Origin of the sequence: Ralstonia flatus, from assembly GCF_958439105.1 — a bacterium.
Taxonomy (GTDB): Bacteria; Pseudomonadota; Gammaproteobacteria; order Burkholderiales; family Burkholderiaceae; genus Ralstonia; species Ralstonia flatus.
In genome coordinates this window covers 217,650-239,365 of the sequence record NZ_CAUDLI010000010.1, presented here as the reverse complement: position 1 = coordinate 239,365, position 21,716 = coordinate 217,650, and the positions used below count along the sequence as shown (strand labels likewise).

14 protein-coding genes and 2 tRNA genes are annotated in these 21,716 nt (G+C 63.8%); 4 read left to right on the top strand and 12 right to left on the bottom strand.

What is annotated here, in order from left to right; genetic code table 11:
• Positions 1–109 precede the first annotated feature (109 nt).
• Together purL and R2676_RS21305 are read right to left on the bottom strand one after the other, a co-directional pair.
• Positions 110–4,204 carry a phosphoribosylformylglycinamidine synthase gene (purL, locus tag R2676_RS21310; protein ID WP_206273677.1) on the bottom strand — a complete coding sequence of 1,365 codons (4,095 nt, stop codon included), beginning with the start codon at positions 4,202–4,204 and terminating at the stop codon, positions 110–112.
• Positions 4,205–4,352: 148 nt separating this feature from the next.
• Complete coding sequence (locus tag R2676_RS21305) at positions 4,353–4,922, bottom strand: winged helix DNA-binding protein (RefSeq protein WP_009238068.1); 570 nt, start codon at positions 4,920–4,922, stop codon at positions 4,353–4,355.
• Positions 4,923–5,007: 85 nt separating this feature from the next.
• Here R2676_RS21305 and R2676_RS21300 point away from each other — a divergent pair, with 85 nt between their 5' ends.
• Entirely contained in the window at positions 5,008–6,603 is a 1,596-nt protein-coding gene (locus tag R2676_RS21300) for an NAD(P)H-hydrate dehydratase (RefSeq protein WP_206273678.1), read from the top strand.
• 71 nt (positions 6,604–6,674) lie between these two features.
• On the top strand, positions 6,675–8,294 hold the full coding sequence (gene pgi, locus R2676_RS21295; protein WP_206273679.1) for a glucose-6-phosphate isomerase: 1,620 nt from the start codon (positions 6,675–6,677) through the stop codon (positions 8,292–8,294).
• Between the two features lie 9 nt (positions 8,295–8,303).
• Here the strand turns inward: pgi and R2676_RS21290 are convergent, their stop codons facing one another.
• Positions 8,304–9,014 carry an ABC transporter ATP-binding protein gene (locus tag R2676_RS21290; protein WP_027681388.1) on the bottom strand — a complete coding sequence of 237 codons (711 nt, stop codon included), beginning with the start codon at positions 9,012–9,014 and terminating at the stop codon, positions 8,304–8,306.
• Between the two features lie 73 nt (positions 9,015–9,087).
• Between R2676_RS21290 and R2676_RS21285 the strand changes: the two genes are divergently transcribed.
• Both R2676_RS21285 and lepB read left to right on the top strand, forming a co-directional pair.
• Positions 9,088–9,696 (top strand): arylesterase, encoded by a 609-nt coding sequence (locus tag R2676_RS21285; protein WP_206273802.1) that lies wholly within the window; start codon positions 9,088–9,090, stop codon positions 9,694–9,696.
• An 84-nt stretch (positions 9,697–9,780) separates the two neighbouring features.
• Complete coding sequence (gene lepB, locus R2676_RS21280) at positions 9,781–10,473, top strand: signal peptidase I (protein WP_102067275.1); 693 nt, start codon at positions 9,781–9,783, stop codon at positions 10,471–10,473.
• An 80-nt stretch (positions 10,474–10,553) separates the two neighbouring features.
• Here lepB and R2676_RS21275 read toward each other — a convergent pair whose 3' ends face one another.
• The 9 genes from R2676_RS21275 to mnmC form a co-directional block, all read right to left on the bottom strand.
• Positions 10,554–12,494, bottom strand: a complete 1,941-nt coding sequence (locus R2676_RS21275) for a SurA N-terminal domain-containing protein (RefSeq protein WP_206273680.1) — start codon at positions 12,492–12,494, stop codon at positions 10,554–10,556.
• A 157-nt stretch (positions 12,495–12,651) separates the two neighbouring features.
• A tRNA-Asp gene (locus tag R2676_RS21270) sits at positions 12,652–12,728 on the bottom strand.
• Positions 12,729–12,772: 44 nt separating this feature from the next.
• Positions 12,773–12,848: transfer RNA gene (locus R2676_RS21265), tRNA-Val, on the bottom strand.
• A 67-nt stretch (positions 12,849–12,915) separates the two neighbouring features.
• Positions 12,916–13,188 (bottom strand): HU family DNA-binding protein, encoded by a 273-nt coding sequence (locus R2676_RS21260; protein ID WP_102067277.1) that lies wholly within the window; start codon positions 13,186–13,188, stop codon positions 12,916–12,918.
• Between the two features lie 158 nt (positions 13,189–13,346).
• Entirely contained in the window at positions 13,347–15,761 is a 2,415-nt protein-coding gene (lon, locus tag R2676_RS21255; RefSeq protein ID WP_027681384.1) for an endopeptidase La, read from the bottom strand.
• A 169-nt stretch (positions 15,762–15,930) separates the two neighbouring features.
• Positions 15,931–17,205 (bottom strand): ATP-dependent Clp protease ATP-binding subunit ClpX, encoded by a 1,275-nt coding sequence (clpX, locus tag R2676_RS21250; protein ID WP_009238059.1) that lies wholly within the window; start codon positions 17,203–17,205, stop codon positions 15,931–15,933.
• 192 nt (positions 17,206–17,397) lie between these two features.
• The gene (clpP, locus tag R2676_RS21245) at positions 17,398–18,045 is read right to left on the bottom strand and encodes an ATP-dependent Clp endopeptidase proteolytic subunit ClpP (protein ID WP_024975598.1); all 648 of its coding nucleotides are present in this window, start codon (positions 18,043–18,045) and stop codon (positions 17,398–17,400) included.
• Positions 18,046–18,086: 41 nt separating this feature from the next.
• Positions 18,087–19,430: a trigger factor gene (gene tig, locus R2676_RS21240; protein ID WP_102067278.1), complete on the bottom strand. Its 1,344-nt coding sequence runs from the start codon at positions 19,428–19,430 to the stop codon at positions 18,087–18,089.
• Between the two features lie 244 nt (positions 19,431–19,674).
• The gene (mnmC, locus tag R2676_RS21235) at positions 19,675–21,693 is read right to left on the bottom strand and encodes a bifunctional tRNA (5-methylaminomethyl-2-thiouridine)(34)-methyltransferase MnmD/FAD-dependent 5-carboxymethylaminomethyl-2-thiouridine(34) oxidoreductase MnmC (RefSeq protein ID WP_206273681.1); all 2,019 of its coding nucleotides are present in this window, start codon (positions 21,691–21,693) and stop codon (positions 19,675–19,677) included.
• Between the last annotated feature and the right edge of the window lie 23 nt (positions 21,694–21,716).

The following is a 21,716-nucleotide window of genomic DNA, read 5'->3' as shown; positions in this document are numbered from 1 at the left end:
CGGGCTGTCGGTCAGGGTTGATGTCCGGCCCCGTCGTCCCAACGGAGGGCGAAAAAAAACGCGCCGAGTCACCCCGGCGCGTTCTTCGTTTTGCTGCTTGGCGGACTGCTTACGCCATCCACTTCCGCGCGTTGCGGAACATCCGCATCCACGGGCTGCTGCCGTCGCCGGCGGCTTCCCATTCCTTCGGATGCCAGCTCATCTGCACGGCGCGGAACACGCGTTCCGGATGCGGCATCAGCACGGTGAAGCGGCCGTCGTGCGTCGTCACCGAGGCAATGCCCTGCGGCGAGCCGTTCGGGTTCAGCGGATAGGTCTGCGTGACTTCGCCGCGGTTGTCGACGTAGCGCAGGCCGACGGCGACCTTGCCGATGTCGCCCTGCTGCGAGAAGTCGGCATAGCCTTCGCCGTGCGCGACGACGATGGGGATGCGGCTGCCTTCCATGCCCGCGTAGAAGATCGACGGGGATGCCTCCACTTGCACGGTCACCAGGCGGCCTTCGTATTGCTCCGACTGGTTGCGCGTGAACTTCGGCCATGCACCGGCGCCCGGGATGATCGGGGCGAGGTTCGCCATCATCTGGCAACCGTTGCACACGCCGAGCGCGATCGAATCGGTGCGGTTGAAGAACGCCGCGAACTGCTCGGCGAGCATGCTGTTGAAGAGGATCGTCTTCGCCCAGCCTTCGCCCGCGCCGAGCACATCGCCGTAGCTGAAACCGCCGCAGGCGACGAAGCCCTTGAAGCTGGCGAGGTTCGTGCGGCCGGCCAGCAGGTCGCTCATGTGGACGTCGTAGGTGTCGAAGCCGGCCTTGTCCATCGCATAGGCCATTTCGATCTGCGAGTTCACGCCCTGCTCGCGCAGGATCGCCATGCGCGGGCGGGCGCCCGTGGCGATGAAGGGTGCGGCCACGTCTTCCGCCAAGTCGAACGTGAGCTTGGGCGAGATGCCCGGGTCTTCAGCGTCGAGGATGCGGTCGTATTCGCTTTGCGTGCACTCGGGGTTGTCGCGCAGGCTGGCGATGCGCCAGGAGACATCCGTCCAGGTGCGTTGCAGTTCGATGCGCGACGCGCTGAACACCTTCTTGGCGTCGCGCCAGATTTCAATGTGGTCGTTGGCGTTGGGCGCGCCGATCACGTGGCTGCAACCGGCCAGGCCGTGCTCGCGCAGCACCGCAAAGACGGCGTCGCGCTGGGCCAGCGGCACCTGGATGACGGCACCGAGTTCTTCGGCAAACAGCGCGCGCAGCGTCAGGTCGGCGCGGCGGCCGGAGACTTGCTGCGCCCAGTTCTTGGCGTCGCCGTAGTCGGATTCATGCGCGCCGTCGAGCGTGAGCATGTCGACGTTGATCGACACGCCGCAGTGGCCGGCGAAGGCCATTTCGCAGACGGTTGCCCACAGGCCGCCGTCAGAACGGTCGTGATACGCCAACAGCGAACCGCTTGCGTTCAGTTGCTGGATGGCGGCGAAGAAGCGCTTGAGGTCTTCGGCGTCGTCCACGTCAGGCACGCTGTTGCCGATCTGTTCCGTGACCTGCGCCAGGATGCTGCCGCCCATGCGGTTCTTGCCGCGGCCCAGGTCGATCAGGATCAGCGTGCTGTCTGCCGGCGCGTTGGCCGATTCGACCTGCTTGAGCTGCGGCGTGAGCGTCTTGCGCACGTCCGTCACCGGGGCAAACGCCGAGACGATCAGCGAGACCGGCGCGACGACTTCCTTCGCTGCGCCTTCGTCTTCCCACTTGGTGCGCATCGACAGCGAATCCTTGCCCACCGGAATGCTGATGCCCAGTGCCGGGCACAGCTCCATGCCGACGGCCTTGACCGTGTCGTACAGGCGGGCGTCTTCACCATTCACGCCGCAGGCAGCCATCCAGTTGGCCGACAGCTTCAGCTGCGTGAGCGAGTCGATTGGTGCGGCGGCGATGTTGGTGATGGACTCGCCAATGGCCATGCGGCCCGATGCCGGTGCGTTGATGACGGCCAGCGGCGTGCGCTCGCCCATCGTCATCGCCTCGCCGGCGTAGCCCTTGTAGTCGAGCGTGGTGACGGCCACGTCGGCCACCGGCACCTGCCACGGGCCGACCATCTGGTCGCGCGTGTTCAGCCCCCCCACAGTGCGGTCGCCGATGGTGATCAGGAACGACTTGCTGGCGACGGTCGGATGACGCAGCACGTCGCGTGCAACGACTTCCAGGTCCAGGCCGGTGACATCGACTTCCGGCAGTTCCTGCGACACACGACGCACGTCACGGTGCATGCGCGGCGGCTTGCCGAGCAGCACGTCCATCGGCATGTTGACCGGGAAGTGCTCGGGGAGGTCCGCTGCGGTATCGCTGTCGACCACTTGCAGCTGCTGCTCGTCCGTGGCGAAACCGACCACCGAGAACGGCGCGCGCTCGCGCTCGCACATGGCCTGGAAGCGCGGGAAATCGCCGGGGGCAATCGCCAGCGTGTAGCGCTCTTGCGATTCGTTGCACCAGATTTCTGCCGGGCTCAAGCCGGACTCCTCCAAATGCACCTGACGCAGGTCGAAGCGCGCGCCCTTGTCGGCACCATCGACGAGTTCCGGGAAGGCGTTGGAGATGCCGCCCGCGCCCACGTCGTGAATCGACAGGATCGGGTTGTCCTCACCCAGCGCCCAGCACGCGTTGATGACTTCCTGCGCGCGGCGCTGCATTTCGGGGTTGCCACGCTGGACGGAATCGAAGTCCAGATCAGCGGTATTGGTGCCGGTGGCCATGGAGCTGGCAGCACCGCCGCCCATGCCGATGCGCATGCCGGGCCCGCCCAGCTGAATCAGCAGCGTGCCGGCCGGCAGGCCGTGCTTGTGCGTGTGGCCGGCGTCGATGTTGCCGATGCCGCCCGCGATCATGATCGGCTTGTGATAGCCGCGCACGGTGCCGCCGACGTTCTGCTCGTAGACGCGGAAGTAACCGCCGAGGTTGGGTCGGCCGAATTCGTTGTTGAACGCAGCGCCGCCGATCGGGCCTTCGATCATGATCTGCAGCGGCGAGGCGATGCGGTCCGGCTTGCCGACGGGGCCCGGTGCAGCTTCATTCGGATTGCGGTGCGCCACGGGCTGGGCGGTATCGCGCGCGTTTTCCCACGATTGCACGGCTTCCGGCAGCAGCAGGTTCGACACGGTAAAGCCCGTCAGGCCAGCCTTGGGCTTGGCGCCGCGGCCCGTCGCGCCTTCGTCGCGGATTTCACCGCCCGCGCCCGTCGACGCCCCCGGGAACGGCGAAATGGCCGTCGGGTGGTTGTGCGTCTCCACCTTCATCAGCGTGTGCGTAAGCGCTTCGCGGCGGCCGTATTGCGGCACGCCCGTCTCGCCTTCCGTGCCCGCGTGCGGGAACCAGCGCTCGGCCATGCCGCCTTCCATCACGGCAGCGTTGTCCGAATACGCGACGATCGTGCCCTGCGGCGCAAGTTGGTGCGTGTTGCGGACCATCGCGAAGAGCGATTTGTCCTGCGTCTCGCCGTCGATGGTCCAGTCGGCGTTGAAGATCTTGTGGCGACAGTGCTCGCTATTGGCCTGCGCAAACATCATCAGCTCGACGTCGGTCGGGTTGCGTTCGAGCTTGCGGTAGGCGTCGACGAGGTAGTCGATTTCATCGTCGGACAAGGCCAGGCCCATTTCGACGTTGGCGGCTTCCAGCGCCTGGCGGCCACCGGCGATATCGACAAAGCGCAGCGCCTTGGCGGGCAGCACGTCGAACAGGCCGTAGCCGGCTTCGCGCGAGTCGATGACGGTTTCGGTCATGCGGTCGTGCAGATGCTCGGCAACGGCGGCGCGAGTGGCGTCGTCCAGGTGCTTGGCAGCGCCGGTCAGGCTGCGGATGAGGCCCTTCTTGCACGTGACGGTGAATTCCACGCCGCGCTCGATGCGATGGATTTGCGGCAGTGCGCAGTGGCGGGCGATTTCCGTCGCCTTGCTGGCCCACGGCGAGATCGTGCCGAAGCGCGGAATGACCACGAAGCGGTCACCCTCGACATCGGCCGGGGCGGGCGAACCGTAGGTCAGCAGCGCTTGCACACGGGCGGCTTCATCGGCCGACAGCGGCGTGTCGGCGGCCACGAAATGCAGGTATTGGGCACTGACGGCATCGATGTCCGGATCGATGCGCTTGAGGGTGGAAAGCAGGCGTTGCTGACGGAAGGCGGACAGCGCGAGAGCGCCGGGAAAGCACGAGAAATGCGCCATGGTGGGCAAGGCAGGCAGTAGCTGGAAGGAGGGACTTCCCGGCGTGCGCGGGAAAACCGCTATTGTACCTTGCCCCGTCCTTGTTACCGACCCTCAAATCGGCCTGAAATGCGCCTGCCTCGGCCGGAAATTGTCGAAAACGCCCGTTTTACAGCGACGTGGCGGACCGTGCCGCCTGCTCGTACAGGCCCGTCAGCACGCGCAGCAGGCGCGCCAGCTCGCCAATTTCGGCATTTTCCTCGCCGCTGGGCGAAATATTGCTGGTCAGACATTGCTCGCGGATCTCGCGGTACCGGGCGCAGGCCTTTTCGCCGGCCTCGGTGGTCGTGTAGGTGACTTCCTTGCCGTTGCGCGTGCCCTCCACCAGCTCCATCCCCTGCAGTTTCTTGAGGGAATACGTGACAAGGTGGGTGTCTTCCACGTTCAGCACGAAGCAGATGTCGGCCAGGCGCTTGGCGCGGCCACGGTGGTTGACGTGGTGCACCACCAGCACGTCGAGGAAGGTCAGGTCGCGCACACCGGCGGCGGCCATGCAGCGCACGCACCAGCGGTTGTAGGCGTTGTAGGCGGTGTTGAGCGCAAACTCGAACTCCGAGAGCTCCGGACTGCGCGCCGACACCAGGTGTGACGAAGACACGATCGGCCCGCCCTTCCCTGCATCCTCATTGGCTGCGGATTGCGGCAGATCGGCTTTCGGGGTGGTCGGTGATTTGGACATTGCAACGGGCGGGGAAAGGACCGGAAACGCGGGCTATTGTAAGAGAATAGATCGTCATGTCTGCATGGATAAAAGCGTAGTTGCCATGTCCTCACACCCTACCTGGCGCGAAATCCTGATCGACGGCGCCCTGGCCGCGCACCACGGCGCCGATCTGCTGTTCGGCACGGCCGGCATCCGCGCGCTGGAAGCGGCTGCGTACCGAACCCTCGAACCCTTCACCTTGATGGCCCGGGCCGGCGAAGCCGCCGCCGACTGGCTGCAGACGCGCGCGCCACATGGGCATGTGCTGCTCGTTGCCGGCCCAGGCAACAACGGCGGCGATGCGCTCGTGGCGGCGACGGTGCTGCATCTGGCCGGGCGCGCTGTCACCGTATGGCTTGCCACCGACCCGGCAAAGCTGCCCGACGATGCGCGCCGCGCCTGGACGGAGGCGTGTGCCGCGAATGTCCCGATCGAACAGCTGCACACCCCGGCTTCGGTGCCGGCCGCCACCTCGGCCATCGTCGACGGGCTCTTTGGTGTCGGACTCGCCCGGCCGTTGACGGGATTGCATGCGGCGCTGGTCGACACCATCAACGCCAGCGGATTGCCGGTGTATGCGCTGGACATTCCCTCCGGGCTGAACGGCGATACCGGCCAGCCGCCTGGCCCGGATTCGCCGGTGATCCAGGCGCGCGCCACCATCACGTTCCTCGCCGTCAAACCGGGCTTGCTGACGGGCGATGGCCGTGACGCCACCGGCGACATCGCGCTGGCCGACCTGCAAGCCGCGCAACCGGCTTATGACGGCGTGGTCGAAGCAGACGCCTTCGTCAACACGCCGTCACGCTGGCTCGCGCACGTGCCGCGCCGGCGGCATAACGGCCACAAGGGCACGTACGGCAGCGTGGCGATCGTAGGCGGCGCCGCGGGCATGGTCGGGGCGCCGCTGCTGTCGGCGCGCGGTGCGCTCTATCTGGGCGCGGGCAAGGTGCACGTGGCCTCGCTGGCCGCCGATGCGCCGCGTGTCGATCCCGCGCAACCGGAATTGATGCTGCACAGCTGGGGCGCACTCGATCTGGGCGGCATGCAAGCGCTGGCCGTGGGCCCCGGCATGGGCACCGGCAAGGAATCGGAAGCGGCGCTCGAGCATCTGCTGGACCGCATGCTGTCCGCGCACACGCCTGCCGTGTTCGACGCCGATGCACTGAATCTCTTCGCGAAAACGCCCGCGCTGCTCGCCCGCCTCACGCAGTTGGCCGGAAGCGGTGTGCCGTTGGTGCTGACGCCGCATCCGCTGGAAGCCGCGCGCCTGCTGCAGACCGATGCGCGCGCCGTTCAGCACGATCGGCTGGCCGCCGCCCAGGCGCTGGTCAATCGGACGGGCGCGGTGGTCGTGCTCAAAGGCTCGGGCACAATCGTCGCGGCGCCGGGCATCGCGCCGGCCATCAACCCCACCGGCAACGGCGGGCTCGCCACCGGCGGCACGGGCGACGTCCTGACCGGCATGATCGGCGCACTGCTTGCGCAGGGCATGGGAGCGCGCGAAGCTGCACTCGCCGGTGTGTGGCTGCATGGTCGCGCCGCCGACGATCTGGTCCAGGCGGGCGTCGGCCCCATCGGCCTGCACGCAAGCGAGCTATGCGCGCCGGCGAGACGTGCACTCAACGCCTTGCTGGCGTCGGACGTTCGCCGATAGAAACGCTTCATATTGCGCCGTTATACTGCCCATTCGTTTTCCCGCACCAACCTCACGTCACCTCACGCCGTATGCCCACAGCCCTACCCGCCTGGCAGTCCCTGACGCAACACGCAGAATCGATCCGCGCGACACATATGCGCGACTGGTTTGCCGCGCCGGACGCCGAGGAACGGGTACGCGCCTTCACGCTAGAGGCGGCTGGCCTGACGGTCGACTACTCCAAGAACCGCATCACGCCTGAGACGCTGGCGCTGCTGCTGCAACTGGCCGACGAGGCCGGCGTGCTCACGCTGCGCGACGCCATGCTGCGCGGCGACCGCATCAACAACACCGAGCACCGCTCCGTCCTGCATGCAGCCCTGCGTGGCCGCGCGGAAGACGACTATCGCGCCGACGGCGAACCCGTCATGCCCGAAGTGCTGCGCGTACGCGCCCAGATGCACGACTTCGCCAACCGCGTGCACAGCGGCGCCTGGACAGGCCACTCCGGCCAGCGCATCACGGACATCGTGAACATTGGCATCGGCGGCTCAGACCTCGGCCCCCGCATGGTGTGCCGCGCCCTCGACCACCTAGCCGTGCCGCAGGTGCGCGTGCATTTCGTCTCCAATGTCGACGGCACGGACCTGGCCGAAACGCTCGACCATCTGAATCCGGATACCACGCTCGCCATCGTCTGCTCGAAGACGTTCACCACGCTCGAAACGATGGCGAACGCGCATAGCATGCGCCGGTGGTTTGTCGAACATGGTGTGGCGGAAGATCAGCTCAAGCACCACTTCGTCGCGGTCTCCACCAACCGCGAGGCCGTCGTGCAGTTCGGCATCGACCCAGACAACATGTTCACGTTCTGGGATTGGGTTGGCGGGCGGTTCTCGCTGTGGTCGGCGGTGGGCCTGTCGATCGTGCTGGCGATCGGGCCGCAACAGTTCGAAACGATGCTCGATGGTGCTCGCGCGATGGATCGCCACTTTGCGACGGCCGCGCCACGCGAGAACCTGCCGCTCATTCTCGGGATGCTCTCGGTCTGGTATCGCGGCTTCTTCGATGCGGCGAGCGCCTGCACCGTGCCCTACTGCGCGCCGCTGGAACTGCTGACCGACTTCATGCAACAGCTCGAGATGGAAAGCAACGGCAAATCGGTCCAGCGCAACGGCGCGGCCATCGATACCGACACCGGCCCCATCGTCTGGGGCACGGCCGGCACCAACGGGCAGCATGCGTATTTCCAGTTGATCCACCAGGGCTCGCAGATCGTGCCGGTGGATTTCATTACCACGCTCGAGCCGGTGCGCAACCTGCCTGGCCACCACGCCAAACTGCTCGCAAACTGCTTCGCGCAGGGCGAGGCGCTGCTGCTCGGGCGCACCGCCGATGAAGTCCGCGCGGGCGGCGTCACCGACGAAGCGCTGGTGCCGCACATGGTGTTCGAAGGCAATCGCCCGAGCACGACCATCCTGATGGAACGGCTGGACGCTGCCTCACTCGGCGCACTCATTGCCTGCGCCGAGCACCGCACCTTCGTGCAGGGCGCCGTGTGGAACATCAACTCGTTCGATCAGTGGGGCGTGGAGCTTGGCAAGAAACTCGCCAAGCCGATTCAGGCAGAGCTGGAAGGTGCGCCGGCCTCGGTGGCGCATGACGCATCGACGGCGGCGTTGATCCGCCGCGCCAAAGTCGCGCTCTGACGCAAACGTTCAGAGTTCGGTGACGATCTCGTCGCCGACAAGATGCCCGGCCTCGATGGTGAGAATGCGGCTGCAACGCGCCGCGACGGAGCGGTCGTGCGTCACCAGCACCAGCGTGGAGCCGGCACTGCGGTTGAGTTCAAACATCAGCGCGATCACGGCCTCGCCGGTGGCAGTGTCGAGACTGCCGGTCGGCTCGTCGGCAAAAAGAATGTCGGGCTCGGTCACAAACGCGCGTGCCAGAGCCACGCGTTGCTGTTCGCCGCCCGACAGTGTCTTTGGATAGTGCGACAGCCGTGCGCCGAGGCCGACGCGCTCCAGCAGCACCGTGGCACGACGACGCATTTCAGCGGTGCTCACATCGCCCTGCAATTCCAGCGGCAACATCACGTTCTCGAGGGCCGTCAGGTGCGGCAGCAGCTGGAACGACTGGAAGACAAAGCCGACGTGGCTGCCACGCACGGCGGCACGGCCATCCTCGTCCAGTTTGAACAGGTCGTTGCCCAGCAGCTTGACCGAGCCCGATGTCGGCAAGTCCAGTCCGGCGAGCAACCCGAGCAGCGTCGATTTGCCCGAGCCGGAGGCGCCAACAATCGCCAGCGTCTCGCCCATTTCCACACGGAACGCAACATCGCTCAGAATAGGCAACTCACCGGTGGCATCGCGCACAGTCTTGTGCAGCGAATCGACTTCAATCACCCAGGTAGCGGAAGACGACATGATTGGACGGGTTGGTAGTAGAAGGCGCAGCGTGAAGTGGCTTGCAGCGGCGCTCGGCTGCGCAGTGTTCGGCATGCTGCCGCTCGCACAGACGGCTGTAGCACAAGGCGCGCCGGCATCGCATCGCGTGGTGGTGCTGGGTGACAGCCTGTCGGCGGGATACGGCCTGGCGCAAGGCGCAGGCTGGGTCGCGTTGCTCGACAGGCGCCTCAAAGAACGGAAGCCCGATTATAGCGTCGCCAATGCCAGCATCAGCGGCGACACCACGGCCGGCGGCCGCTCACGCCTGCCCGCCGTGCTGGCACGCGAAAAACCCTCCGTCGTGATTCTGGAGCTGGGCGGTAACGACGCGCTACGCGGCCTCTCGCTCGCCTCCAGCGAGGCCAACATGAAGGCGATGATCGAAGCATCGCAAGCCGCAGGCGCGAAGGTGTTGCTGGTCGGCATGCGCATCCCGCCCAACTACGGCCCGGATTACAGCGAGCGCTTCTTCGCCATGTTCGGCAAGCTGGCGCAGCAGTACAAGCTGCCGCTGGTGCCGTTCCTGCTCGAAGGCGTTGCGCAACGCCCAGACTGGTTTCAGGAAGACCGCATCCATCCCATTGCCGCGGCGCAGCCAACGATGCTCGATAACGTGTGGCCCAAACTGGAACCTCTCCTTAAAGCCCGGGTCGGAAGATGACCCCTCTGCCGCACCGATTGCGTCATACGGCGCATCGGATTTCCTACTGCGACACGGCGGCTACCTCTCACTCGGGCGAACACCATGAAGCTTCTGGCAAGCGGGCTACGCGCAGCGCGCGACAACAAGCGGTTCCTGGTCGGCATGTCGTTGCTCTTTGCCTTCCGCGCCTGCATTGCAGACTGGGCAGTCGTGCCGAGCGGCTCAATGAACCCCACGCTCATCGAAGGTGACTACATTTTGATGAACCGGTTGGCCTACGGGGTGCGCGTGCCGGCCACGACCGTCTGGCTCAAGCGCGGCAGCGACCCGCGACGTGGTGATGTCGTCGTCTTCTCCTCCCCCGAAGACGGCACGAAGCTGGTGAAGCGACTCATCGGGCTGCCCGGCGACGTGGTTGAAATGCGTGACGAAGCGCTCTACATCAATCGTGAGCGGATTGCCTATGCGCCGCTGCCGGACGTCGCACCCGGCACGTTGCCGCAGGCAACGGCGACACTGCCGCATGAACTCTGGTCGGAAGCGCTACCCGGCCGCGAGCACACCGTGATGGTCTTGCCGGAGGTGCGTGCGCTGCGCAGTTTCGGACCCATCACCGTCCCGCAAGACCATTACCTCATGCTGGGCGACAACCGCGACAACAGCCGAGACTCACGTTACTTTGGCCTGGTCCCTCGCAAGAACCTGATCGCGCGCGCTTCCCACGTAGCCCTGTCGTTCGATCCAGATCACTGGTACATGCCGCGCGTGGCGCGCATCGGCAAACCGCTGGACTAGTCGGCAAAAAAATACGGCAAAGAAAAAGCCCCCTCGTTGTAGAGGGGGCTTTTTTGTCTGGCTAGTCGCAGGACGCAGTATCAGTCCTCTGCCGTATTGGCAGGTTTGCTGGTGTCGACCGCGCTGCTGTTGATCTTCACCTTCGAACGCGCCTTCAGCGCTTCGTAGTAGGCGTTGAACTCCGTCTGGCCTGCCGCCTGCGCCAGTTGCTGTGCATCGGCAGTACGGCGCGCTTCGTCTACATTGGCCGGCGGCAGCACCTTGTTGATGCGATACAGCGCATAGCCCTGGGCACCGAGGTCGACCCCGATGGTGACCGGCAGCTTGGTCGCATCCGCACGCAGGATGGCCGTCAATGCTGCCGGCGGCGTGCCCTGCGCCTGCTGGCGCGAGAGGGTCTGTGCAGCGTTGAAGCCATCGGCGCTGTTGCTCTGCTTCACGGCGGCCAGCTTTTCTTCGCCGGCCTTCTTTGCCAGCGCAGCGGCTTGCTCGGCAATCACCTTGGCCTTGACCTGTTCACGCACGTCGGCCAGCTTCTTCACCGTGGCCGGGCGATACTCCGCCGCACGCGCTGCAACCAGCGTGGTCGGGCCCACTTGGATAGCGGCCGTGTTGCGGTGGTTCTTGATCACGTCGTCAGCGAACAGCGCCTTGAGCACCTTGTCGTTGCCGATGGGGCTGCCGGACTGCGCCGGGCTCGGGGTGCGCGTCACGTTGTCGGCCGTCTGGATCTGCAGCTTGAGCTTGTCGGCCACCGGCTTCAGGCTGTCGGACTGGTCTTCCACCGTGTTGGAGAACGCGTCGGCCAGCTCCGAATACTTCTTGTTGGCGAGCTGCGTACGCACTTCACGCTCAAGCTCGGGCTTGACGGCTTCCAACGGCTGCACGCCGCCGCCCTTCACTTCTTCCAGCTTGATGATGTGGAAACCGAAGTCGCTTTGGACCACGTCACTGATGTCGCCCGGCTGCTTGAGCGCAAACAGCGCGTTCTCAAACGGCGGCACGGTCGCGCCCTTGCCGAGGAAGCCCAGCTCGCCACCCTGCGCGGCCGAACCCGGATCGCCCGAGTACTTCTTGGCCAGCTCGGCGAAGCTCGCGGGGTTCTTGCGTACCTCGGCCAGGACTTCTTCGGCCTTCTTCTTGGCGGCGTCCTTGTCGGCAGGCTTGGCGTTGTCCGGCAGCTTGATCAGGATGTGAGCGGCGCGGCGTTCTTCTTGTGTCTTGAAGCGCGCAGCGTTCTGATCGTAGTACTCCTTGATCTGTTCGGGCGTGACCGGAATCTGCTTCATCATGTCTTCGCCCGAGAACACGACATACTCGGCCTTGACTTGCTCCGGCACAGAGAATTCCTGCTGGTGCGCATCGTAGTAAGCCTGGATGGCCTTGTCGTCCGCATTGACTTTTGCAGCGTAGTCGGCCGGCTTGAACAGCAGCGTCTGGACTTCGCGTTGCTGATCGCGTACCTGGATCAGGCGCTCCACCAGCGACTTCGGCACAAACGCCGACGACACGATCGATTGCGGAATCTGTTGCTGCGACAGCTCGAAGCGCAGGTTGCCTTCCAACTGTTCGGGCGTCATGTTCTGCGCAGCGAGCAGCCGCACGTAGGCTTCCTGGTCGAACGAGCCATCCGGCTTGCGCAGCGCTGCCACAGCGGGAATCTGCAGGATGGTGTCGCGAATCTTGTCGTTCGAGATGGTCAGGTTCGCCCGCGTAACCTCATTGGCCAGCACGCGTTGCTGGATGATGCCGTCGAGCACGTCGCGGCGCATCTGCGGACCTTCGAACTGGCGCGGATCATATTGCGCGCCAAGCATCTGGCGCAGACGCTCCGTCTGCTCGCGCACGCGCGCGTCGACTTCGTTGGTGGAGATGACCTTGCCGTCGACCTTGGCTGCGTCATGCGAGCTGTCCATGAAGCTCGAATAACTCTGCACGCCGAAGAACACGAACGACGGGAACACCAGAATCAGCAGCACCAGAAACATCAAGCGCCGATGCGTACGTACGAAATCAAGCATGCTGGACCGGAGGTGAATGGAAGATGGAAAATCCGGCGATTCTATCAGGTGCCGCCGACATTCCGGACAATCGCGGCACAGCGCACAGGCACGACCTGCAAGCATTCGCCGCCGAAAAGACAAAGGCCCGAACGAATCGGGCCTTTGTACAGGAATCTGGCGGAGCGGACGGGACTCGAACCCGCGACCCCCGGCGTGACAGGCCGGTATTCTAACCGACTGAACTACCGCTCCAGATTGGGTTGGACTACCCGACGCGTGAGCGGCAATACGAACGATGGTGGGTGCTGAGAGGCTCGAACTCCCGACCCGCGCCTTGTAAGGGCGCTGCTCTACCAACTGAGCTAAGCACCCGTTCGTACTGCCGGCGTGAGCCGGACTGTCCGGCGCCCGTGTTGTCACCCACGAGCACCAAAGCCCGCTAGTTTAGCGCATCTTTCAGCGCTTTGCCAGGTTTGAATTTCGCAACTTTACCGCCTTCGATCGTGATGGCCGCTCCCGTGCGTGGATTGCGCCCATTACGCGAAGATCGCTTGCCGACCAGGAACGTACCGAAGCCGACCAGCGTAACCGACCCACCGTCGCACAACGCATCCTTGATGCCGTCGATCAGCGCGTCGATGGCGCGCCCCGCCGCGGCTTTGGACATATCTGTCTGCGTCGCCACATGGTCGATGAGATCTGTTTTATTCATCGTGCCACCTCCCCGAACACCCGCTCAGTGTGGATTCATTAAAGTGGCCGTCAATCGACGTGTCAAGGCGAAGAACTGCGTGCCGCACGTCGCAGCCTGTGCAAAGAAAAAGGGCCCGAACATGTCGGGCCCTTCTTCAACCTTCGCAGGCTACGGTGTCAGTGATGCACCATTTCCTGCGACTTGCCGTCGTCGCCCTTGGCGGGCGCGGGCTTGGCTTCCTCTTCCGGCAGCGGCTCCGGCTTACGCACCAGCGCCAGCTCCAGCACCTTATCGATCCAGCGCACCGGCTGAATCTCGATGCTGTTCTTCACGTTGTCCGGAATGTCCGCCAAGTCCTTGACGTTCTCTTCCGGAATCAGTGCCAGCTTGATGCCGCCACGGTGTGCAGCCAGCAGCTTTTCCTTCAAGCCGCCGATCGGCAACACCTCGCCGCGCAGCGTGATTTCGCCGGTCATTGCCACATCAGCGCGCACCGGAATCCCGGTCAGCACCGACACCAGCGCCGTCGTCATCGCAATACCTGCCGACGGGCCATCCTTGGGCGTCGCACCTTCGGGCACGTGGATGTGGATGTCGCGCTTCTCGAACATCTCATCCTTGATACCCAGGCGCGCCGAACGCGAACGCACCACCGAGCGCGCAGCCTCGACCGACTCCTTCATCACGTCGCCCAACGAACCGGTGCGGGTGATGTTGCCCTTGCCCGGCATCAGTGCGGCTTCGATGGTCAGCAGATCGCCGCCCACTTCCGTCCATGCCAAACCGGTCACCTGGCCGACCTGATCTTCCTTGCCGGCCAGACCAAAGTCGAAGCGACGCACGCCGAGGAATTTGTCCAGATTGTCCGAATCCACCTTCACGGACGTGCCGGCTTCCTTCTTCAGCAGCAACTGCTTGACCACCTTGCGGCAGATCTTCGAGACCTCGCGCTCCAGCGAACGCACACCAGCTTCCCGCGTGTAATAGCGGATGATGTCGCGCAGCGCGGCTTCGGTCACCTCGATCTCGCCTTCCTTCAGACCATTATTCTTGATCTGCTTGGGCAGCAAGTAGCGACGGGCGATGTTGACCTTTTCGTCTTCCGTGTAACCCGACAGGCGAATCACTTCCATCCGGTCCAGCAGCGGCGCCGGGATGTTCAGCGAGTTCGACGTCGCCACGAACATCACATCCGACAGGTCGAAGTCCACTTCGATGTAGTGGTCCTGGAACGTGTGGTTCTGTTCCGGGTCCAGCACTTCAAGCAGGGCCGACGACGGATCGCCGCGGAAATCCGCACCCATCTTGTCGATTTCGTCGAGCAGGAACAGCGGATTGCGCACGCCGACCTTGGTCAGGCTCTGCAGGATCTTGCCGGGCATCGACCCGATGTACGTACGGCGGTGACCGCGAATCTCGGCCTCGTCACGTACGCCGCCCAGCGCCATGCGCACGAACTTGCGGTTCGTTGCACGCGCCACCGACTGCCCGAGCGAGGTCTTGCCAACACCCGGCGGCCCCACGAGGCACAGGATCGGCGCCTTCAGCTTGTCCACGCGCTGTTGCACTGCGAGGTACTCAAGGATGCGTTCCTTGACCTTCTCCAGGCCGTAGTGGTCCTGATCCAAAACCTGCTCGGCATTCGACAGGTCGTTGTTGACCTTGCTCTTCTTGCGCCACGGCAGACCGACCAACGTGTCGATGTAGTTGCGCACGACCGTTGCCTCGGCCGACATCGGCGACATCAGCTTGAGCTTCTTGAACTCGGACTCGGCCTTCTTCTTGGCCTCCTTCGGCATGCGGGCGGCCTTGATCTTCTTGTCCAGCTCTTCGAGATCAGCGCCTTCCTCGCCTTCGCCCAGTTCCTTCTGGATGGCCTTGACCTGCTCGTTCAGGTAGTACTCGCGCTGGCTCTTCTCCATCTGGCGCTTGACGCGGCCACGGATGCGCTTTTCCACCTGCAGGATGTCGATCTCGCCTTCAAGCTGCGACAGCAGGCTCTCCAGACGTTCGGTCACGTTGAACATCTCGAGAATCTTCTGCTTCTGCTCGAGCTTGATCGGCAGATGCGCAGCGATGGTGTCAGCCAGACGACCCGGCTCGTCGATGCCCGACAACGAGGTCAGGATCTCGGGCGGGATCTTCTTGTTCAGCTTCACGTACTGATCGAACTGCGAGACGATGGCGCGACGCAGCGCCTCGGTCTCAGCCGATTCAGTGGGTTCCGGGCCGACGGGCACCGCTTCGCAGAAGAAGTGCGATTCGTCGTCGGTGACGGAGAGGATGTTGGCGCGCTGCGTGCCCTCGACCAGCACCTTCACGGTGCCGTCCGGCAGCTTCAGCATCTGCAGAATGTTGGCGATACAGCCGACTTCGTACAGATCCTTATCGGTCGGCTCGTCCTTGGCGGCGGTCTTTTGCGCCACGAGCATGATGCTCTTGCCCGCCTCCATCGCAGCTTCCAGCGCCTTGATGGATTTGGGGCGCCCCACGAACAGCGGAATCACCATGTGCGGAAACACCACCACGTCACGCAGCGGCAACAGCGGCAGGCGAATCTGCTCAGCGGGTAAAAGTTGGGTTCCGGACATTATTTTCCCCAGAAAGTCATGTAAGGGCTAAATTGGGCACAGCGACGGTTTTACAAGACCGCTGCTGCAAGTCGCATGCCGACCCGGTTTCCCGAAGCAAAAAAGCCGCTCGCGAGCGAACGGCTTCCTGCATGGGACGCATACGGCGCATCCCGGCCGGGCATTCGCGTCAGTTGGAACCTGCAACCTTGGGTTGCTCTTCGTAAATCAGCAAGGGCTTGCCTTCGTCGGAGATCGTACTTTCATCGATCACCACCTTTTGCACACCCTTGTGGTTGGGGAGGTCATACATCACATCCATCAAAGCGTGCTCGACGATGGAACGCAAACCACGCGCCCCCGTCTTGCGCTTGATCGCCTTGCGGGCGATTGCCGTCAGCGCGCTCGGACGAATTTCCAGCTCCACCCCTTCCATTGCCAGCAGCTTCTGGTACTGCTTGACGATTGCGTTCTTGGGCTCGACCAGAATTTCCATCAAGGCAGCTTCATCGAGCTTGGCTAGCGTCGCTACCACGGGCAGACGGCCGATCAACTCGGGAATCAGGCCGAACTTGATGAGGTCTTCCGGCTCCACTTGCGGCAGCACTTCGCTGACGTCGCGCTCTTCCTTGCTCTGCACTTCTGCACCGAAACCGATACCGGTCTTGTCAGAGCGCTGCATGATGATCTTTTCCAGGCCGTCGAACGCGCCACCGCAGATGAACAGGATGTTCGTCGTATCAACCTGCAGGAAGTCCTGATTCGGATGCTTGCGGCCGCCTTGTGGCGGCACCGAAGCCATTGTTCCTTCCACCAGCTTGAGCAGTGCCTGCTGCACACCTTCCCCGGAAACGTCCCGGGTAATGGAAGGGTTGTCAGACTTGCGCGAAATCTTGTCGATCTCGTCGATGTAGACGATGCCGCGCTGGGCCTTGTCCACCTCGTAATTGCAGTTCTGCAGCAGCTTCTGGATGATGTTTTCGACGTCCTCGCCCACGTAGCCGGCTTCGGTCAGCGTGGTGGCATCCGCGATGACGAATGGCACGTTCAACAGACGCGCCAGCGTCTGAGCAAGCAGTGTCTTGCCCGAGCCAGTCGGCCCGATGAGCAGGATGTTGCTCTTCGACAACTCGACATCGTCCTTCTTGCCGAGGTGCTTCAAACGCTTGTAATGGTTGTAGACCGCGACCGCCAGGATCTTCTTGGCCTGCTCCTGACCAATCACATATTGGTCCAGGCTTTGGCGGATTTCATGCGGTGTGGGCAGATCGGACTTGACCGCCAGACCACCTTCCTTTTCGGAGATGGCGGCTTCGTCCCGGATGATTTCGTTGCACAGGTCGATACATTCATCGCAGATGAAGACCGAGGGGCCGGCAATCAGTTTCTTGACCTCATGCTGGCTCTTGCCGCAAAACGAGCAGTACAGCAGCTTTTCGCCAGTCGAGCCTTTCTTGTCCGCCATAACGATTACCAGTAGTTCTTGGCAGCATCATACGCCAAATTATCTGGCGACGATCCGCAGGTGTTGTTCTAAGCAAAAACGAGGCGCGAAGCCTCGTTTTTGACACCGCTTGACATGTTTCGTGCGGTTAGCCGGTGTGCCGTAAAACGCACCAGCCACCATCTACACACATCGACGCATTACATCGACACTTCAGCGCTTCGCGATAACCTGATCGATCAGACCGTATTCCTTGGCCTGTTCGCTGCTCATGAAGTTATCACGATCCGTGTCGCGCGCGATCTTATCGACCGGCTGACCGGTCGCCTCCGAGAGCACCGTGTTCAAACGCTCGCGTAGATACAGAATCTCGCGTGCCTGGATCTCGATGTCGGAGGCTTGGCCGCGCGCACCGCCCAGCGGCTGGTGAATCATGATGCGCGAGTTCGGCAGCGCCAGACGCTTGCCCTTGGCACCGGCCGCGAGCAGGAACGCGCCCATGCTGGCTGCCATGCCCATGCACAGCGTCGACACGTCAGGCTTGATGAACTGCATCGTGTCGTACATCGCCAGGCCGGACGAAACCGAGCCACCCGGCGAATTGATGTACAGCGAGATGTCCTTGTCCGGATTCTCGCTTTCCAAAAACAGCAACTGTGCCACCACGAGGTTGGCAGTCTGGTCGTTGACCTCGCCCACCATGAAGATCACTCGCTCCTTGAGCAGGCGCGAGTAGATATCGTAGGCGCGCTCGCCGCGGCCCGACTGCTCGACCACCATCGGCACCAGACCGAGCCCCTGCGTTTCGAGCGCGGAAGCCTGGGTACGGGCAAGTTGGTCGATCAGTTCATTGCGGATCATGCGGTTCTCCGGTGCTTATTTCGGAAACTCTATCGATCGAATCAGCCTTGCGCCGGGGTGGCGGTCAGCTCTTCGAACGACACGACCTTGTCAGTGACCTTGGCCTTGTCGCACACAAAATTTACCACGTTGTTTTCGAGCACGTAGGCTTCCATCTCGGCCAGGCGCTGTTGGTCGCCGTAGTACCAGCGGATGACTTCCTTCGGATCTTCGTAGCTCTTCGCGAACTCTTCGATTTCAGCCTTGATCTGCTCCGGCTTGGCTTCCAGGCCATTGGCCTTCACGACTTCGGCCAGCACCAGACCCAGCTTCACGCGGCGCTCAGCTTGCTGCGTGAACATCTCGGCCGGGATCGGCATGTTCTTGGCGTTCGGCATGCCGCGCGATTCGAGATCGCGGCGGGCCATTTCCACCAGACGCTCCTGGTCTTGCTCGACCAGCGACTTCGGCACGTCAAGCTCTGCCACCTTCAGCAGCGCTTCCATGACCTGGTCCTTGAGCAGCGCGTGCGTGCGGCGCTTGACTTCACGCTCGAGGTTTTCGCGGATGTCGGCGCGCATCTTGTCGAGGTTGCCGTCGGCGATGCCCAGCGATTGTGCGAAGGCTTCGTTGACTTCCGGCAGGTGCGCCCACTCGACTTGCTTGAGCGTGACCGTGAATTCAGCAGTCTTACCGGCGACGTCCTTGCCGTGGTAGTCCTCGGGGAACGCCAACGGGAATTTCTTCGACTCGCCTTGCTTCAGGCCGAGAGTGGCTTGCTCGAACTCCGGCAGCATGCGGCCTTCACCCAGCACGAAGCTGAAGCCTTCAGCCTTGCCGCCGGCGAATTCCACGCCGTCGATCGTGCCGACGAAGTCGACCGTCACGCGGTCGCCGTTCTGTGCAACGGCTGCACCGCCGTCGCCGTGCTCGCCGGCTTCGCCGCGCGGATGGTAGTGCACGCGCTGCTTGCGCAGGATGTCGAGGGTCTTGTCGATCTCGGCGTCGGTGATTTCGGTCTTGGTGCGGGTCAGTTCCGCGCCGGCCAGATCGCCGAGCTTCACTTCCGGATACACCTCGAACGTCGCGTCGAAGGCGACTTGATCGTCAGCCACGCCTTCGGTCTTCAGTTCGAAGCGCGGTTGGCCGGCAACCTTCACGCCCTGCTCGTTCGTGATGTCGAAGAACTGGCGGGCAGCCTTGTCGTAGCGCACTTCGAATTCGACTTGTTGGCCGTATTGCTTCTCGACCATCTTCATCGGGACCTTGCCCGGGCGGAAGCCGGACATCTTGACGGTCTTGGACAGACGCGCCAGACGGCTTTGCTTCTCTTGCTCCACTTCGGCCTTCGGGACAGCCAGGGTCACTTTGCGATCAAGCTTGCCGAGGTTTTCGATAGTCGACATGGTCGTAATTCCAGATTCAGAAGATGGTTGCGTCGAACGGCGCAGCGCCAGCAGCAGCCGTGGTTCAAAGTTCTTGGTGTTGCCGGGCTTGCAGGAATGCGGCGCGAGGGCCGCTTGACTGCACAATGCACGGCACAACGGGCGCGTTCAGGCTGGCAAACGCAAAACGCATATTATGGCATGGAACGTTCGGCGGCCCTGATTTTTTGGGTCGGAACGCTAGGAAAACCCTTCAAACCGCGTGTTAATCCAGCGGTTCCGCGGCTTCGTTTTCCGGGGGTGTCGCGCCCTGCCCTTGATGGTGCCCATGCTGCAGCGCACGCAGAACGAACCGGCCGGGGTCAAGCGCCGCGGCCAAGTCGGATTCCAGCGGGAGCGGGCCACCGTCGATCTGCGCCGCCAGCAACTCCGCGCCCAGTACCGACCATGTGAGGCCCCGGGAGCCATACGCAAGTGCTGCATACAGCCCGGCAAGGCGAGGCAGTTGCGCATGCGGACCACGCAAACGGAAGCCGGGCGCCGTGGCCGCCGCCTCATCCACCAGCGGGCCGATCAGCGGCAACCGATTGGCCGAGACGCACCGTACACCAACATAGCCCTGCAGTTGCGCCGGGTCGAACTTCGCCAGCGCGCCCGATTGCTGAGGCTGCAATCCGGCCAGCCGCCGGAGGTTGGCGGCATGATCGGCGGCACGCTCTGTCAGATCGGATTCACCCGGCTGGAATGAGGAGCCTATGCGAACCGACCGCGCGCCCGGCTCGGCAGGCAGCAGATAGCCATCGCCGCAAACAACGGCTTTCGGCCATGCGAGGCCCGCCCCCAACCCGGCGGCGGGCACATCCGTGAGTTGACCGCGCACCGGCCTGAGCGACGCGGAATTCAGTGGTGCCAGACGTGCGGCCCCGAGACTATTGGCCAGAACGATGACCGGCGCACTCGCAATCACAGCACCCTGCGCATCCAGCGCCTGCCATTGCTCGCCGTCTTGGCGCAGCGATTCAACGTGCGTGTTCCAGCGTGCGTCGACTGCTGCGCCGGCAGCGGCCAGATTGGCGCGGCAAATATCCGGCGGAGCGACCCAGCCCGCTTGCGCAAACCACCAGCCGCCCTGCGGCACGCTGGCGCCGACGCGCTCGGCGGCCTGCTCCCCGGTGAGCCAGTCGATGTAATCGGTCGGATAGCCGAGCGTTTGCACGATGCGTTGCTGCTCGGTGGCGTCGTCGGCGTCTTCAGCCAGCTGCAGCACGCCGGTGCGCTGGAAACCTGTGGCGAAGCCGGCGCGATCGAGCGCGTCCCAGTGGCGGCGCGCAAGGAGGTTGCCTGCGCGCGATAGCCGCGACAGCACGCTGTCGTCGATGGATACATGCGGATGCATGGCCGCTGCACGATGCGCCGACGTGCCGCGTGCGGGGCCGTGGTTTTCGTCGATCAGGGTGATGCGCCAGCCGCGCGACGCGAGCCGCTCCGCAACGGAACAGCCCGCCAGCCCGGCGCCGAGAATGATGGCGTGGCGCTCGCTCCAGGCGGGCGCTTCAGCCGGCCCGCGACGTGTGCGCCAATGGGTCGGGAATTGCGCGACGGTCATGTCGCGCTTGCTGCCGAAACCGGGCGCCTTGCGTACCTCGAAGCCGGCTTCCTGCAAGCCGCGTCGCACGAATCCTGCAGCGGTGTACGTCGCCAATGTCGCGCCGGCACGTGCCACCCGTGCAAGCTGCTTGAACACGCGCGGCTGCCACAGATCCGGGTTTTTTGCGGGAGAGAAACCGTCGAGATAAAACGCGTCGGCGGCGCACGAGAGTTGCGGCAGCGTCTCCATCGCGTCACCGAGCAGCAGCGTGAGCGTGACGCGGCCGTCGTCGAAACTCAGGCGATGCACGCCGGGCACCGGCACAGGCCATGATTGACGCAGCATCTCGGCGAGCGGAGCCAGCGCGCCGCTGGCTGGATGCACGATCGACAAGCCCGCGCGATCGAATGGATGCTTCTCGATCGAGACAAAATCGAGCCGCGCACAACGTTGCGGATCGTCGCGCCATGCGGCCCACGTGGCGAGGAAATTCAGGCCCTGGCCGAAGCCGGTTTCGACGATGGTGAAGGCGCGCTTGCCCTGCCATGCACCTGGCAAGCCGTTGCCGCCCAAAAAAACATGATGCGCCTGCGCCAGACCACCTTCGGAGCTGTGATAGACGTCGTCGTACTGCGCGGAGAACGGCGTGCCGTCCGACGTGAGCTGAGGCGTGGCGAGAACAAGGCCGCGTGGCATGAAGCACCCTGGGAAGAAGCGGC